The sequence below is a fragment of the Bradyrhizobium sp. Ses1 genome, from assembly GCF_059512365.1.
On record NZ_JCAMOQ010000041.1, the window covers coordinates 53,516 to 69,089 of the forward strand.

The window sequence follows — 15,574 nt, forward strand, 5'->3', positions numbered from 1 at the left end:
GATGTAGCGTTGCACTATTTCGCCGCGGGCGAAATCAGCGTGCCGGATAGCTTTGCGCTCTCCGCGGTCTTGCAGACATCGCCCTCCAGCCTGAGCCGGCCTGCCGCAAGCAGCCGCAGCGCTTCCGGATAGATCTGGTGCTCGATCTGGATGACGCGGGCCGCCAGCGTCTCCGGCGTATCGTCATCGGCGACCGCCACCGCGCCCTGCACCACGATCGGCCCGGCATCGGTCTCCGGGATCACGAAATGCACGGTTGCGCCCGAGATCTTCACGCCGGCCTTGAGCGCCTGGCCATGCGGATCGAGGCCGGGGAAGCACGGCAATAGCGACGGATGGATGTTGAGCATCCTGCCGTACCAGCGCTGCACGAATTCGGCCGTGAACAGCCGCATGAAGCCGCCGAGACAGATCAGCTCGACGTTCTTCTCGTCGAGCGCACGCTGCAGCATCGCCTCGAAGCCGGCGCGGTCCTTGCCGAACGGCTTGCTCTCGATGACGACGGTCGGAATGCCGCTCGCGCTGGCCTTGGCGAGGCCCGCGGCGTCGGCGCGGTTGGAGATCACCACAACGATCTCGGCCGGAAAGTCTTCCGCCTTCGCGGCCTCGATCAGCGCGACCATGTTCGATCCGCGCCCGGAAATCAGGATGGCGACTTTGCGCTTCATTGCGAAAGATCGAGATGGCCGTTGTAGACGACGCGATGATCGCCGGTCGCGTGGATCACCTCACCGAGCAGCGTCACGGTCTCGCCGCTTTCGATGAACACCTCCATGACGCGCTCGACCGCATCCGCTTTCACGATCGCGATCATGCCGACGCCGCAGTTGAAGGTGCGCAGCAGTTCGAGCTCGGCGATGCCGCCCGCTTCCGCCAGCCATTTGAACACCGGCAGCACCGGCAGCCGGGCCAGATCGATACCGACGCCCAGATGCTTCGGCAGCACCCGCGGAATGTTGTCGGTGAAGCCGCCGCCGGTGATGTGGGCGAGCCCCTTGATCGCCCCGGTCTCACGGATTGCGCGCAGGCAGGATTTGACATAGAGCTTGGTCGGCGCCAGCAGCGCGCCGCCGAGCGTCATGACCGGCGAGAACGGCGCCGGCGCGTCGAAGCTGACGCGCGACTGCTCGACGATCTTACGCACCAGCGAGAATCCGTTGGAGTGAACGCCGGAGGAAGCAAGGCCGATCACGGCATCGCCGATGGCGATATCCGGCCGCGGCAAGAGCGTCCCGCGCTCGGCGGCCCCGACCGCAAACCCAGCAAGGTCGTAATCGCCGTCCTTGTAGAGCCCCGGCATCTCCGCGGTCTCGCCGCCGATCAGCGCGCAGCCGGATTCGCGGCAGCCCTCGGCGACACCCGCGACGATCGCGGCGGTCGCCTCCGGGTCGAGCTTGCCGCAGGCAAAATAGTCGAGGAAGAACAGCGGTTCCGCGCCCTGCACCACGAGGTCGTTGACCGACATCGCCACCAGGTCGATGCCGATCCCGTCATGCAGCCCGGTCTCGATCGCGATCTTGACCTTGGTGCCGACGCCATCGGTCGCGGCCACCAGCACCGGGTCCTTGAAGCCGGCCGCCTTCAGGTCGAACAGACCCCCGAAGCCGCCGATCTCGGCGTCCGCGCCGGCGCGCGCGGTGGCGCGGACCATCGGCTTGATCAGATCGACCAGCCGGTTGCCGGCATCGATGTCGACGCCGGAATCCGCGTAAGTGAGGCCGTTCTTGCGCTCGGTCATGCAAAATTCCAGTTGAAGACGGCTGGTTACGAGGAATTCCGCCCCCGCGCAATGGCTCGCAAGGCGGCAGGCGGTATACTATGTAGATAACAGCCGGCTCAGCCCCCAAAAGGGCCGAATCTTCCGTGAATTCAGGCCGGTAGCCGGGAAGCGACCGAGTTGAGCATACCCAATATCATCACGCTGGGCCGCATCATTCTGGTGCCGGTCATCGTCTGGGCGATCGTCTCCAGCCAGATGGAAATCGCGTTTGCGATCTTCGTGATTGCCGGCGTCAGCGACGCCGTCGACGGTTTCCTCGCCAAGCGCTTCAACATGACGAGCGAGCTCGGCGCGCTGCTCGATCCGCTGGCCGACAAGGCGCTGCTGGTGTCGATCTATGTGGCGCTCGGGATCTGGGGCGCGGTGCCGCGCTGGCTCGTCATCCTCGTGGTCTCGCGCGACATCATGATCGTAGCGGCTGTGATTGTGTCCTGGCTGTTCGACAAGCCGGTCGAGATAAAACCGCTGATGGTCTCGAAACTTAACACGGGGGCTCAGGTTGCCTTCGCAGCCCTGGTGCTGGCCTCACTCGGTTTCGGTTTCCAGCCAAGGCCTTACGATCTGATCCTGATGGGATTTGTCACCATCTTTACTTTGGTTTCCGTCTCCCTCTATCTCGTGGAGTGGGTGCGGCACATGAGCACGATCGAAGCGCGTTAGAGCGTAAAGAGCGTTTTCGCGCGAAGTGGGCACCGGTTCGCGTAAAGAAAACGCGTCAAGAGAACGGAAGTCCCGGAGAGTTTTGCGTGGCAGGTAGCGTTCACCCTCGTCAGCTTGCGTTGGCGTTGCCACATGCGGAGAGCCTGACCCGCGACGACTTCCTGGAGGGAACGGCGAATGAGGCCGGCCTTGCTCTGATCGAGAGCTGGCCCGACTGGCCGAACCGCATCATGCTGCTGGTCGGCCCCGAAGGATCGGGCAAAAGCCACCTCGCCGCGATCTGGGCCGAGCGGGCCGGCGCGCGCTCGACCGCGGCGCACGCACTGTCGGCCGAGGCCGTGCCGGCGGACCTTGCGACGGGTGCACTCGTGGTCGAAGACCTGAACCCGCACGGCTTCGACGAGCGCGCGATGTTTCACTTGCTCAATCTTGCCCGCCAGGACGAAGCCTTCGTGCTGATGACCGCTCGCATTCCGCCCTCCGCGTTCGAGATCGAATTGCGCGACCTCCGGTCACGGCTGCGCGCGGTACCGACCGTGTCATTGTTGCCGCCAGACGATCTCTTGTTTCGCGGCCTGATCGTCAAATACTGCACGGACCGACAGATGACCGTAGACGAATCACTGGTGAGCTATCTCGCCAGCCGGATCGAGCGTTCCTACGCCGCCGCCCGCCGGGCGGTGGAGCTGCTCGACACCGAGGCGCTGCGGCTCGGCCGGCCGGTGACGCGGGCGCTGGCAGCGGAACTGTGGCGCAACGCCTGATCCCTGTGACTTGACGGCGCGGGCTTCCGGAACGTCAATGTCATCGAAACGTCATCCACTTATCACAGGGTTGCGTTGCATTTGCTTAAGTGGCTCTGGGCCTGAACTCGAATGGATCGAGAACTTCATGGAATCGGCACAACCTATTGAAGTACAAGAGAAAGAACAGGTTGCTGAAGGGCTGCCGGCGATCGCGACGAGCCCCGAGCGCTTCATCAACCGCGAGCTTTCCTGGCTGCATTTCAATCGCCGCGTGCTGGAAGAGGCCGTCAATCCCGGCCACCCCGCGCTCGAGCGGGTGAGATTCCTGTCGATTTCAGCCAATAACCTCGACGAGTTCTTCATGGTCCGCGTCGCCGGTATCAAGGCGCAGGTCCGTGAAGGCATCCCGGAGCGCAGCCCCGACGGGCTGACGCCATCCGAACAGCTCGTCCTGATCAACCAGACCGTCTCCAAGCTCGCCTCCGACCAGCAGGCGATCTGGAGCGACCTGCGCACGATGCTCTCGGAAGTCGGCATCCAGCTCGTCGACGGGCGAGACGCCACCAAGACGGAGCGGGCCTGGATCGAGGATCATTTCCTCCACAGCATCTTCCCGCTGCTGACACCGCTCGCGATCGATCCGGCACATCCCTTCCCGTTCATTCCCAACCTCGGCTTCACGGTGGCGCTGCAATTGTCCCGGATCTCCGACGGCAAGGCGATGAACGCGCTGATCCGCATGCCCGGCAAGATTGACCGCTTCATCCGCATCCCCAGTGAGGGCCGGCTGCGCCTGATCACATTGGAGCAGGCCACCGGCCTCTTCATCGGACGTCTGTTCCCGGGCTACACGGTCATGGGCCAGGGCGCCTTCCGCGTCATCCGCGACTCCGAAATCGAAATCGAGGAAGAAGCCGAAGACCTCGTCCGCACGTTCGAGACCGCGTTGAAGCGACGCCGGCGCGGATCGGTGATCCGGCTGGAGATCGAGGCCAAGATGCCTGAGGAGCTGCGCCTGTTCGTGCAGCACGCACTCAACGCCGCCGACGACGAGGTTTTCCTGGTCGACGGCGTGCTGGCCATGAACGAGCTGTCGCAACTCACCCGGCTCGACCGGCCCGATCTCGAATTCACCCCCTATGTGCCGCGCCATCCGGAACGGGTGCGCGACCATGGCGGCGATATCTTTGCCGCGATCCGCCAGAAGGACCTGATCGTCCACCACCCCTACGAATCCTTCGACGTCGTGGTGCAGTTCCTGCAGCAGGCCGCACGCGATCCCGAGGTCGTCGCCATCAAGCAGACGCTCTATCGCACCTCGCAGAATTCACCGATCGTGCGCGCGCTCGCGGAAGCGGCTGAGGCCGGCAAGTCGGTCACGGCGCTGATCGAGCTGAAGGCCCGCTTCGACGAGGAAGCCAACATCCGCTGGGCGCGCGACCTCGAACGCGCCGGCGTGCAGGTGGTCTACGGCTTCATCGAGCTCAAGACCCACGCCAAGTTGTCGATGGTGGTGCGCCGCGAGGGCAGCAATCTTACCACTTACGTCCACACCGGCACCGGCAACTACCATCCGGTGACCGCGCGCATCTACACCGATCTCTCCTACTTCACCTGCGATCCGGTCATCGGCCGCGACGCCGCGCGCGTGTTCAACTACGTCACCGGCTATGCCGAGCCGAGCGACATCGAAAAGATGGCGGTGTCGCCGCTCACGCTACGCAAGCGCATCATCGAGCACATCCAGGGCGAGATCGGTCACGCGCGTCATGGCCGGCCGGCCGCGATCTGGATGAAGATGAACTCGCTCGTCGACCCCGACATCATCGACGCGCTCTATGAAGCATCGCAGGCGGGAGTGCCGATCGAGCTCGTGGTGCGCGGCATCTGCTGCCTCAGGCCGGGGTTATCAGGACTTTCCGAGAACATCCGCGTCAAATCGGTGATCGGCCGCTTCCTGGAACACGGCCGAATCTATTGCTTCGGCATGGGATATGGGCTGCCCAGCGCGAAAGCGGCTGTGTATATCTCCTCTGCCGACATGATGCCGCGGAACCTCGACCGCCGTGTCGAGGTGCTCTGCCCGCTGCAAAATCCCACGGTGCATCAGCAGGTTCTCGAACAGATCATGGTCGCGAATCTGAAGGATACGGAGCAGAGCTGGCGATTGTTGCCCGATGGATCGTCAACGCGTATGAAGGCCGCGAAAGGCGAAGAGCCTTTCAACCTTCATAATTACTTCATGACGAATCCGAGTCTGTCGGGCCGTGGAAAGTCTCTCAAGGAATCTTCACCGCGCCGTCTCACTCGCCGCAACGAGCGCTAGAGCGTTTTCGAGCGAAGTGGACACCGGTTCGCGTGAAGAAAACGCGTCAAAACAACAATCTAGAGCTTCGGTTCTGATTCAATCAGAACCGAAAATGCTCTAGCCACCACAAGGGGACTTTCCGGTGAAGCGACCGCGCAAGCGCGCTACCAGCGTCGCTGTCATCGATATTGGCTCCAACTCGGTGCGTCTCGTGATCTACGAGTCGCTGTCACGTAACCTCACCACGCTGTTCAACGAGAAGGCGCTGTGCGGTCTCGGCCGCGAGGTGCAGAGCACCGGGCTTCTTGCCGAGGATGCGGTCGCAAAGGCGCTGACGGCGCTGCGGCGGTTTCGCGCGCTGTGCCGGATCCAGAGGGTCGGCCGCGTCTATGCGATCGCGACGGCCGCCTGTCGCGACGCCAGGAACGGTGCCGATTTCATCGCCGAGGCCGAGCGCATCTGCGGAACGCGGATCGAGATTCTATCAGGCCCACGGGAAGCCAAGCTCTCCGCCCTGGGGGTCGTCTCCGGCGTGCACAAGCCCGACGGCATCGTCGGCGATCTCGGCGGCGGCTCGGTCGAACTGATCGACGTCAAGGGCAATCGCGTCCACAGCGGCGTGACGCTGCCGCTCGGCAGCCTCGCGCTGCAGGACCTCTCGCACAAATCGCTGAAACGCGCCGAGCGCATCGTCCGCAACGAACTGTCCGAGGTTCCGCAACTCAAGGCGGGCCGCGGCCGCAATTTCTACGCGGTCGGCGGCACCTGGCGCGCGCTGGCGCGCATTCACATCATCCAGAGCGGCTATCCGCTCAAGGTGATGCACGGCTATTCGATTCCCGCCGCCGACGCGCTCGATTTCGCGCAGCGCTTGCGCCGGCTGGCGGCCGCCAATTTGCTCGCCAATATCGAGGCTGTAGCCGACGCGCGGCGGCCGCTGCTCACCTACGCCGCGCTCGTTCTTGAATACATCATCCGGGTGGCAAAGCCGAAGACGATCGTGTTCTCCACCTTCGGCGTGCGCGAAGGCCTGTTCTACGAAATGCTGCCGCCGGCCGAGCGCGCCAAGGATGGCCTGATCTGCGCAGCGCAGACCATGAACGGCCTGCTCTCGCGATCGGCACGCCACGCGGAGGAACTGATCGCCTGGACCGATCGGCTGGTGCGCGTCGTGAGGCTGCGCGAGACCGACGAGGACCGTAGGCTGCGCCATGCCGCCTGCCTGCTGTCTGATATCGGCTGGCGGGTGCATCCCGATCACCGCGGCGAGGAGACGCTCAGCCTCATCACCAACGGCAATTTCGGCTCCATCTCCCATCAGGGCCGCACCTTCGTCGCGCTCTCGGTATTCTACCGCTACGCCGGCCTAAGCTTGGAGAACGAACCGCCGGAAATCGTCCAGGAGATGGTGCCGCACACGATGCTCGAACGCGCGCGCCTGCTTGGCGCCGCGTTTCGCGTCGCGCACCTGATCTCGGCGGCACGGCCCGGCGTGCTGCCGGCAACCCATTTCCGCACCGACGGACGCAAACTCATGCTGGTGTTCGAGCACCGGATGGTCGATCTCGTCGCCGACCGCGTCGGCAGCCGCTTCAAGCAACTGGCGCGTCTGGTCGGACGCACCGGTTCGATCGTACGGCGCTGAGAGCATGATGTCATTTGGTTGAATCAGCCTGGGGCCGCAAGTTCACCTCTCCCGAAGGGAGAGGTCGCGCCGAAGGCGCGGGTGAGGGGTTACGGTCCCTCGATCGAGCAAATCCCCTCACCCGGCGCTACGCGCCGACCTCTCCCTTTGGGAGAGGTGAAGAGGTAGCACCCATAGCGGATACAATTCGACTTCATCTCATCGAGCCTTAGCATCGAGCCTTTCAGGCCGCCTTGGCGGCCCGCTCGGCGTGATGCATTGCGCGCCGGCGCCAGATCGATCCGACGACCAGCACCACGATGACGCCAAGCAGCGCCAGCGCGATCTCGCCGCCGTGGCCGCCGCCGGCAAAATGCGGACCGATGCCGAGCGTGCCCAGCCAGGAATCGAGCGTGTTGCCGACAGGACCGGCAAACAGCGCATCGAGCTTCGGATCGACCGCCGGATCGGTCGCGATCACATCGCCGGCGATCCACCCGAGCAGGGCCGCGCCGGCCCAGACCAGCACCGGCAGTTTGCTGAGCAGTGCCATGATCAACGCCGCGCCCGCGACGATCAGGGGCACGCTGATCGCAAGGCCGAGCACCAGAAGCGGCACGCTGCCGTTGGCAGCGGCGGCAACCGCGATCACGTTGTCGAGGCTCATGACGATGTCGGCGACGACGACGATCTGCACCGCCGCCCATAGATGCGCGGCCGCATCCACGCTGTCCTCGTCATCATGTTCGGGAACGAGCAGCTTTGCTGCGATCACGATCAGCGCCAACCCGCCGACGAGCTTGAGGTAGGGGAATTCCATCAAGGTCGCGACGATGCCGGTGAAGATGATGCGCAAAATCACCGCGGCCGCCGCGCCGAAGATCATGCCCCACAGCCGCTGGCGCGGCGCGAGCCCGCGGCAGGCCAGCGCGATCACCAAGGCGTTGTCGCCCGACAACAGCACATTGATCCAGATGATCTTGCCGACGGCGACCCAAAACGTCGAGGTCGCCATCTCGCTCTTGAACTGCGTGAAGAAAGCCGCGAGATTCGCGGGATCAACGATCTGCCACAGCCAGTCCACAGCGCTTCCTTTCGGCCTTGCGGCCACCCCTCGCGACGCTCAGCCCGCCGCAACTTCGTTGTATTAGAGCGTTTTCGAGCGAAGTGGGCACCGGTTCGCGTGAAGAAAACGCGTCAAAACAAGAATCTAGAGTTTCGGTTCTGAATTCCATCAGAACCGAAACTCCTCCAGCGTATTAGCCGACGATCTCGTTGCCCGAGAAGAACTGCGCGATCTCGATCGCGGCCGTCTCCGGAGCATCGGATCCATGCACGGAATTCTCGCCGATCGATTTCGCATGGAGCTTGCGGATCGTGCCTTCGGCGGCCTTGGACGGGTCGGTGGCGCCCATCACGTCGCGGTATTTGGCGATCGCCCCCTCGCCTTCCAGCACCTGGACCACGACCGGGCCGGAGGTCATGAACTCGACCAGCTCGCCGAAGAACGGGCGCGCCTTGTGGACTGCATAGAAGGTCTCGGCCTGCTCACGGGTCATGCGAATCCGCTTCTGGGCCACGATCCGGAGCCCGGCCTTCTCGATCAGTGCGTTGACCGCGCCGGTCAGGTTACGCTCCGTCGCGTCGGGCTTGATGATCGAGAAAGTGCGTTCAGTCGCCATAATATCGTCCTTGCAAACGCTGGTTAACGAGTTGCGGGGGCTTATATCGGCGTGATCCTGCGACGGCAAGCGACCCGGTGTCGCCCTCGCCCTTTAGTTTGGGCACGATTTGGCGATCAGGATCAGCGTCAGCCCCCGGGGCCGGCACAGCCTTAGCCGGCCCGGATTACGACAATTTCACGAACGTGAACCCATTCTGTAGCAGCCGTCGCGCTCCCGTTCAGGCGGCGCGGCCTAAGCTCTGCATCGATCGGACGCCTTCGAAGCTTGTCCACACAGCTAAAGCGAGGGCGTCACGGGCGATATTGTCACCGCCGGCGCTTCCGACGGCGCCGAAACTCGAGGAGACGACCATGCTACGTAAATTCTCGCTTGTCGCTCTTGCCGCGGCCTCGCTCGGCGCGGCTGCGCTGGCGCCGACCTCCGCCTCGGCATGGGACGGTTGGCACGGTGGCTGGCATCGTGGCTGGGGCTGGGGTCCGCGCGTCGTTGTCGGCGGCCCCGCCTACTACGGCGGCCCCGGCTATGGCGGCTGCTACACGCGCCGCCTGGTGCCGACCCCTTGGGGCCCCCGCTGGCGCCTCGTCAACCGCTGCTACTGACCTGACCAGAACTCCCCCAACCTAAACTCCCCCAAGGCTTGAGCGCCCCGGCCGCAACGCCGGGGCTTTTTTTGCGCATGGAACCCGCTGGTCTGCTACCTGCGAGCGAGGATGTCGATGCACGACAATCGGAAACAAATTCAGCCTGTCGGACTTGACCTTGCGAGCTTTCGCTCAAGCAAGGCGAGATGGAACTCGCCGAGAGACCGATCATGAATAGCCGAAGCCACGCTGATTTTGAGCTGCTCGATCACAAGACCTGCCGGTCCATTTGCGACGCGGTCGGCGAACGGCTGCAGCAAAGCTTGCGCCCGGAGTCGTCGCTGACCTCTCAGTTGCAGCATCTCTTGAACGAGCTGCGCCGGCGCGAGGAAGACGGCCTGCATTAGAGCATGATCCGGAAAAGTGGAAACCGGTTTTCCGAAAAGATCATGCTCAAACGAAGGAAGGCCCCGCGGGGCCGAGCGAGCAACTCTGCAAAGTTGAAAAGCTGGAGCATAATTTACCGGAGTGATGGGTTGCGTTTGGCGGCGGCTCCGGTGACAACGCCGCATGCTTTCTATCTCCGACATATCCGTCCGCATCGCCGGGCGGCTTCTGATCGAGAACAGCTCGGTCCAGATCATTCCCGGCGCCCGGGTCGGCTTTGTCGGCCGCAATGGTGTCGGCAAGTCGACGCTGTTTCATGCCATCCGCGGTGATCTTCCGCTCGAAGCCGGCAGCATCACGATTCCGCCGCGCTGGCGGATCGGCAGCCTCGCGCAGGAAGCGCCCAATGGTCCCGAAAGCCTAATCGAGATCGTGCTGAAGGCAGATCTCGAACGCGACGCGCTGCTGCGCGAAGCCGAGACTGCGCACGATCCGCACCGGATCGCGGAAATCCAGACCCGGCTCGTCGACATCGACGCCCATTCCGCCCCTGCCCGCGCCGCCGCGATCCTCAGCGGCCTCGGCTTTTCGGCGGCCGACCAGGCGCGGTCATGCGCCGAATTTTCCGGCGGCTGGCGCATGCGGGTTGCGCTTGCCGCGACGCTGTTTGCGGCGCCCGATTTGTTGCTGCTGGACGAGCCGACCAACTATCTCGACCTCGAAGGCACGCTGTGGCTGGAGGATCATCTTGCCCACTATCCGCGTACCGTGATCGTGATCAGCCATGACCGCGACCTGCTCGACACCTCCGTGGACCAGATCCTGCATCTCGATCACCGCAGGCTGACGCTCTACAAGGGGACCTATTCCTCGTTCGAGGAGCAGCGTGCCACGCGCGAAATGCTCGATGCAAAGCACGCCAAGCGCCAGGCTGAGGAGCGCAAGCGGCTGCAGGCCTTCGTCGACCGATTCAAGGCCAAGGCTTCGAAGGCGCGGCAGGCGCAATCGCGGATGAAGATGCTGGAGCGGATGAAGCCGGTCACCGCGCTGGTGACGCAGGACGTACACGAGATCTCGTTTCCGGTGCCCGAGAAGACGCTGTCGCCGCCGATCATCGCCGTCGATGACGTCGCCGTCGGCTATGATGCGAACAAGCCGGTGCTGAACCGCGTCACGCTGCGCATCGATACCGACGACCGCATTGCGCTGTTAGGTGCCAACGGCAACGGCAAGTCGACCCTGGTGAAGCTGCTCGCGGGCCGGCTCGCGCCGTTCTCCGGCAAGATCACGCGCGCGGAAAAGCTCTCGGTCGGCTATTTCGCGCAGCATCAGGTCGACGAGCTCAATCTCGACGGTTCGCCTTACGACCACATCCGCAAGCTGATGCCGGATGCGCCGGAGAGCAAGGTACGCGCCCGCGTCGGTGCCATCGGCTTTTCCGGCAAGGCGGGGGATACGCTGGTGAAGAGCCTGTCGGGCGGCGAGAAGGCACGGCTGCTGCTCGGCCTTGCGACCTTCGCCGCGCCCAACATGATCATCCTGGACGAGCCGACCAACCATCTCGACATCGACAGCCGCGCTGCGCTCGCCGAAGCGATCAATGATTTTCCCGGCGCCGTGCTGATGGTCTCGCACGACCGCTACCTCATCGAGGCCTGCGCCGACCGGCTCTGGGTCGTCGCCAACCACACCGTGACCAGCTATGACGGCGATCTCGACGACTACCGCAGGACGATATTGTCCGCGAATGAGATACGCCCGGCTTCGCGCGAACGCAGCAAGGAGAGCACCAAGCCCGAGCGTCCGAAAAGCGAGAAGCGCATCCCTCCGAAGCAGCGGATCGCGCAAGCCGAAGCCGAGATCGAACGCATCACCGGCATCATTGCCAAGATCGACGCGGCGCTCGCGCTGCCGGACCTGTTCACACGCGATCCGAAGCAGGCAGCACAACTCGCGCAGGCACGCGCCGGCGCAGAAACCGCACTGCAGCGCGCCGAAGAAGAATGGCTGGAAGCAAGCTCGCTCTCGGATGAAGCGGCGGGTTAGCCCATGCGTCCTCATCTCGAGGAGCCGCGAAGCGGTGTCTCGAGGGATGCCACGGACCCCTCACTCTCCGTCATTCCGGGGCGCGACACTCCCTCCTCACCGTCATGGCCGGGCTTGACCCGGCCATCCACGTTCTCGAGCGCGTGGAATGACGTGGATGCCCGGGACATCTGCGCGAAGACGCGCTTCGCGCTTTTGCCTGGGCATGACGACGTCGTATCGTTCGCGCGATTTTCTTTAATTCAATCAACGTGATTTGGCCCGTCCAGTCGGCTTGCGAAAAACATTCCGCTTTCGCCGTCGGGCAAATCAGTGATTTAACTCCGCGCGTCTCACCCAGATGAGGGGCGGGTCGCGATCGTCCGAACGTTGCGGTGAGATGCGGTGGACGCGGGTGTTGCGAAAGACGAACGCAACATCAGCGGCCGGCGAAGTCGTGTGGTCCTGGCGCCCCGACGCTGGCGCTAAGTTTTGTTCGTTGAACACAGCGATGGTGGCAAGAAAGCCCGGTCACCAGGGAGAGCGCGAAATAAGCCGTAAACCACTGCGCAGGGAAAGCCGGAATGCTTCGGTTGAACCTGTGGTCCTACCCCCGTGCTTTTTGTTGCACGGGACCCATGGGTGCGACCGGCACCCGGCTTTCCCTGCGCCCTCTGTCTTCGAGGAGGGCGGAAAGTGATGCAAAGCTCGGGCGTGATACGCCGCGAGAATGCGGACGCACATTCCTACTGCTGTTTGAAGCTGACGTAGGCTCCGCTGTTTGAAAATTGAATCAGAAGTCTGCAGCGACCCTGTCGGGTGGGCGTGCCCACCATGACGAGCAGAGCGTCAGACGGTGGGCACAGCGCTAACGCGCTTTTGCCCACTATTTCGCCGACCTTACGTCGCAGCGTGCTTCTTCGCCTTCGGCTTGCCGGCCTTCGGCGGCGGCGCGGGCACGTCAATGCGCTCGATCGACGACAGGCGGCCGGAGGTGAACGTGTAGATGCCGGCGCGCGGCCCGTGCGTATACGTGACGACGGCGACACGATCGCCGCGTTCATTCTTGGAGAGACCGACATTGTCGGGCGCACCGATGCCGCGGACCACATCGCACTCAGTGTGTCCCAGCGCGACTGTCCCGGTACTCTGCGGCGGTGGTGCGCCGCCGGCGCCGTCGGCGAGCGCATTGGCATTCGCAGGCCCCGCCGGCGCCATCCCGGGGCATCCGCCCTCGGCGCTGACCATGTCCTCGGCGGTGACCGGCTTGGTCGGCGACAGCGGTGGCGTCTCGATCGAAATGTTGCGGATGAACAGCCGGCCAGGCCGCGAGAACCATTCGGCATCCCTTGAGAAAATATCCGAGCCGCCCGAACAGCCGGAGATGACCGGCGCAAGCAGCAGCAGGGCCAACAGAGGTTTCCGAATAAGTGTTCCGTCTCGCACGATCGATTGGGCTCCCGTCTCTACCCTCTTGTCCCGCCGCGCTTTTTTGCGCGGAGCGATACCCCAAGCCTTACGCGCGGCGCGCGCCTTTGCCCTAAAATCTTTGTCCGACCATCCCTTTGCGGCATGACCGTGGCTTCCCGCCGACTCCGGGACACAAAGTGCAAATTATCATTAATTCCGCAACCTTCTATTGCCGGCGCTGCCAGCGGCCGCGGTCGTCGGCCTGCCAGTAGGTCACCTCGAATCCGTTCGCCTTGCAGGCGGTCCAGTTCGCGCGCGCCGCCGCAACGGCGTCAGCGTCGTCGCCGTTGAACACCAGCACCAGCCGCTCATAGCTGCCGCTGTCTTCGGGCATCGCCGCATTGTCGACCAGGAAGCGCACATTGGCGCGGTTCGGATTACCGTCGTCGATCGAAAGGATGATCGGCTGATCCGATGCGTCGGCGACACGCCAGGTGGCATGCGGCAGGAAGGAATCGTCGCTATAGGTCCATAAGTGCGCGTCGAGCGCTTCGGCGCGCTCCAGCGACGTCGATTGCACCACCACGCGCCAGCCGCGCTCGAGCGATTTCTCGAGCAGCGGCGGCAGCACGCTCTCCAGCGACATGCCTTGCAGATGATAGAACAGGACCTCGGTCATCCCTGCTTATTTCTTCGCCTCGTAGTAGTCCGCGACCAGGCGGTCCAGCAGGCGAACGCCGTAGCCCGAGCCCCAGCTCTGGTTGATGTCGGTCTTCGGCGCGCCCATCGCGGTTCCCGCGATGTCGAGATGCGCCCACGGTGTGCCGTCGACGAAGCGTTGCAGGAACTGCGCCGCGGTGATCGAGCCGCCGTGGCGGCCGCCGGTGTTCTTCATGTCGGCGAACTGCGAATCGATCAGCTTGTCGTATTCGGAGCCGAGCGGCATCCGCCACACCCGCTCGCCGGTCTCCTGCCCGACCTTGATGAGCCGATCGGCCAATTCGTCATTATTAGAGAACAGGCCGGCATGTTCGGTACCGAGCGCGACCATGATCGCGCCGGTCAGTGTCGCCAGATCAACCATGAACTTCGGCTTGAATTTCTTGGCCACATACCAGAGCACGTCGGCGAGCACGAGCCGGCCCTCGGCGTCGGTGTTGATGATCTCGATGGTCTGGCCCGACATCGATTTGACGATATCGCCGGGACGCTGGGCGTTGCCGTCGGGCATGTTCTCGACCAGGCCGATGGCGCCGACCGCGTTGACCTTGGCTTTGCGCGCGGCCAGCGCGTGCATCAGCCCGACCACGCAGGCCGCGCCGCCCATGTCGCCCTTCATGTCCTCCATGCTTCCGGCCGGCTTGATCGAGATACCGCCGGTATCGAAGCAGACGCCCTTGCCGACGAATGCCACCGGCTGCTCGCTCTTCTTGCCGCCGTTCCAGCGCATGATCACCACGCGGCCGGGCCGCGCCGAACCCTGCGCGACGCCGAGCAGCGCGCCCATGCCGAGCTTGGTCATCGCCTTGACGTCGAGCACCTCGACGTCGACGCCGATCTTGCGGAGCTGGCTGGCGCGGCGTGCGAACTCCTCGGGATAGAGCACGTTCGGCGGCTCGTTCACGAGGTCACGCGCGATGACGACGCCTTCGACAATGGAGGCGTCAGGCGCAAATGCCTTCCTGGCGGCGGCGACATCGTCGACCGCGATCGAGACATCGGCGCGCACCTGTTCGTTCTCGCCGTCCTTCTTCTTGGTCTTGTAACGATCGAATTTATAGGCCCGGAGCCGTATACCGGAGGCGATGGCGGCAGCCTGCTCCGCCTTCATCGCGCCTTCGGCCAACTCGGCGATCACGGTGACGGTATCTGTTGCCGCGTTCAGCTTGCCGGCAGCGACGCCGCCGAATTTGAGAAAATCCTTCTCCTTGAGCGCCGACGCCTTGCCGGTTCCGACAACGATCAGGCGTTCGACCTTGATTCCCTCCGGCGCCAGGATATCGAGAATCGCGCCGCTCTTGCCCTTGAACTGGTTGGCCGCGGCTGCCCGCTTGACCGTCTCCGCCGCCTTCCCAAGCGCCTTGTCGGTCGCCGCGCCGAACTTCAGGGCCTCATTGCAAAACACCACCATCAGGCCCCGGACGGGCGCGGAAAACGGGACAAAGCCGACCTTTACGGCGTCGGACATCGGTAAACTCCTCCAGAATCAGGGCTGTCGCAGGCGGGAACCGGCTTGCGTGGGTAGTAAGTGGAATGTTGGTTCGCGGCCGTCCAGATCGGTCAGCCCCGGGGTTTATCAACACTATGGCCTGCCGGCCGCCGCACTGCCAAGCGCGGCGTGGCTGGAACGTCACAAAGAGGAATAATT

General features: G+C 63.8%; 14 protein-coding genes. 7 read left to right on the forward strand and 7 right to left on the reverse strand.

Features of this window, described 5'->3' with window-relative positions:
* Positions 1-14 precede the first annotated feature (14 nt).
* Together purN and purM are read right to left on the reverse strand one after the other, a co-directional pair.
* A complete protein-coding gene (purN, locus tag AC5ZG5_RS33295; RefSeq protein WP_028165889.1) occupies positions 15-668 on the reverse strand; it encodes a phosphoribosylglycinamide formyltransferase in 654 nt (217 codons plus the stop codon).
* Positions 665-1,738 (reverse strand): phosphoribosylformylglycinamidine cyclo-ligase, encoded by a 1,074-nt coding sequence (purM, locus tag AC5ZG5_RS33300; RefSeq protein ID WP_456645248.1) that lies wholly within the window; start codon positions 1,736-1,738, stop codon positions 665-667. The genes purN and purM overlap by 4 nt, the downstream gene beginning before the upstream one ends.
* A 159-nt stretch (positions 1,739-1,897) precedes the next feature.
* Between purM and AC5ZG5_RS33305 the strand changes: the two genes are divergently transcribed.
* The 4 genes from AC5ZG5_RS33305 to ppx all read left to right on the forward strand — a co-directional run bounded on the left by AC5ZG5_RS33305 (position 1,898) and on the right by ppx (position 7,139).
* Positions 1,898-2,440, forward strand: coding sequence for a CDP-alcohol phosphatidyltransferase family protein (locus tag AC5ZG5_RS33305; RefSeq protein WP_028165891.1), 543 nt, complete (start codon positions 1,898-1,900; stop codon positions 2,438-2,440).
* An 86-nt stretch (positions 2,441-2,526) separates the two neighbouring features.
* A complete protein-coding gene (locus AC5ZG5_RS33310) occupies positions 2,527-3,204 on the forward strand; it encodes a P-loop NTPase family protein (protein WP_456645249.1) in 678 nt (225 codons plus the stop codon).
* A 127-nt stretch (positions 3,205-3,331) separates the two neighbouring features.
* On the forward strand, positions 3,332-5,512 hold the full coding sequence (locus AC5ZG5_RS33315; RefSeq protein ID WP_130228047.1) for an RNA degradosome polyphosphate kinase: 2,181 nt from the start codon (positions 3,332-3,334) through the stop codon (positions 5,510-5,512).
* Between the two features lie 124 nt (positions 5,513-5,636).
* A complete protein-coding gene (gene ppx, locus AC5ZG5_RS33320) occupies positions 5,637-7,139 on the forward strand; it encodes an exopolyphosphatase (RefSeq protein WP_456645250.1) in 1,503 nt (500 codons plus the stop codon).
* 223 nt (positions 7,140-7,362) lie between these two features.
* Here ppx and AC5ZG5_RS33325 read toward each other — a convergent pair whose 3' ends face one another.
* Positions 7,363-8,202, reverse strand: a complete 840-nt coding sequence (locus AC5ZG5_RS33325) for a TerC family protein (protein ID WP_456645251.1) — start codon at positions 8,200-8,202, stop codon at positions 7,363-7,365.
* Between the two features lie 175 nt (positions 8,203-8,377).
* Positions 8,378-8,800: a nucleoside-diphosphate kinase gene (gene ndk, locus AC5ZG5_RS33330; RefSeq protein ID WP_028165896.1), complete on the reverse strand. Its 423-nt coding sequence runs from the start codon at positions 8,798-8,800 to the stop codon at positions 8,378-8,380.
* 353 nt (positions 8,801-9,153) lie between these two features.
* On the opposite strand from ndk, the gene AC5ZG5_RS33335 reads away from it, so the two are divergent.
* From AC5ZG5_RS33335 to AC5ZG5_RS33345, 3 genes are all read left to right on the forward strand, one after another.
* Positions 9,154-9,402 carry a hypothetical protein gene (locus tag AC5ZG5_RS33335; protein ID WP_028165897.1) on the forward strand — a complete coding sequence of 83 codons (249 nt, stop codon included), beginning with the start codon at positions 9,154-9,156 and terminating at the stop codon, positions 9,400-9,402.
* A 188-nt stretch (positions 9,403-9,590) separates the two neighbouring features.
* Entirely contained in the window at positions 9,591-9,791 is a 201-nt protein-coding gene (locus tag AC5ZG5_RS33340; RefSeq protein ID WP_130228044.1) for a hypothetical protein, read from the forward strand.
* A 163-nt stretch (positions 9,792-9,954) separates the two neighbouring features.
* Positions 9,955-11,817 carry an ABC-F family ATP-binding cassette domain-containing protein gene (locus AC5ZG5_RS33345; protein ID WP_456645252.1) on the forward strand — a complete coding sequence of 621 codons (1,863 nt, stop codon included), beginning with the start codon at positions 9,955-9,957 and terminating at the stop codon, positions 11,815-11,817.
* A gap of 879 nt (positions 11,818-12,696) precedes the next feature.
* Here the strand turns inward: AC5ZG5_RS33345 and AC5ZG5_RS33350 are convergent.
* The 3 genes from AC5ZG5_RS33350 to AC5ZG5_RS33360 all read right to left on the reverse strand — a co-directional run bounded on the left by AC5ZG5_RS33350 (position 12,697) and on the right by AC5ZG5_RS33360 (position 15,394).
* On the reverse strand, positions 12,697-13,209 hold the full coding sequence (locus AC5ZG5_RS33350; protein WP_245475063.1) for a hypothetical protein: 513 nt from the start codon (positions 13,207-13,209) through the stop codon (positions 12,697-12,699).
* Positions 13,210-13,432: 223 nt separating this feature from the next.
* Positions 13,433-13,885 carry a DNA polymerase III subunit chi gene (locus tag AC5ZG5_RS33355; protein ID WP_130229781.1) on the reverse strand — a complete coding sequence of 151 codons (453 nt, stop codon included), beginning with the start codon at positions 13,883-13,885 and terminating at the stop codon, positions 13,433-13,435.
* A 6-nt stretch (positions 13,886-13,891) separates the two neighbouring features.
* Complete coding sequence (locus AC5ZG5_RS33360; protein ID WP_456645253.1) at positions 13,892-15,394, reverse strand: leucyl aminopeptidase; 1,503 nt, start codon at positions 15,392-15,394, stop codon at positions 13,892-13,894.
* Positions 15,395-15,574: the final 180 nt, after the last annotated feature.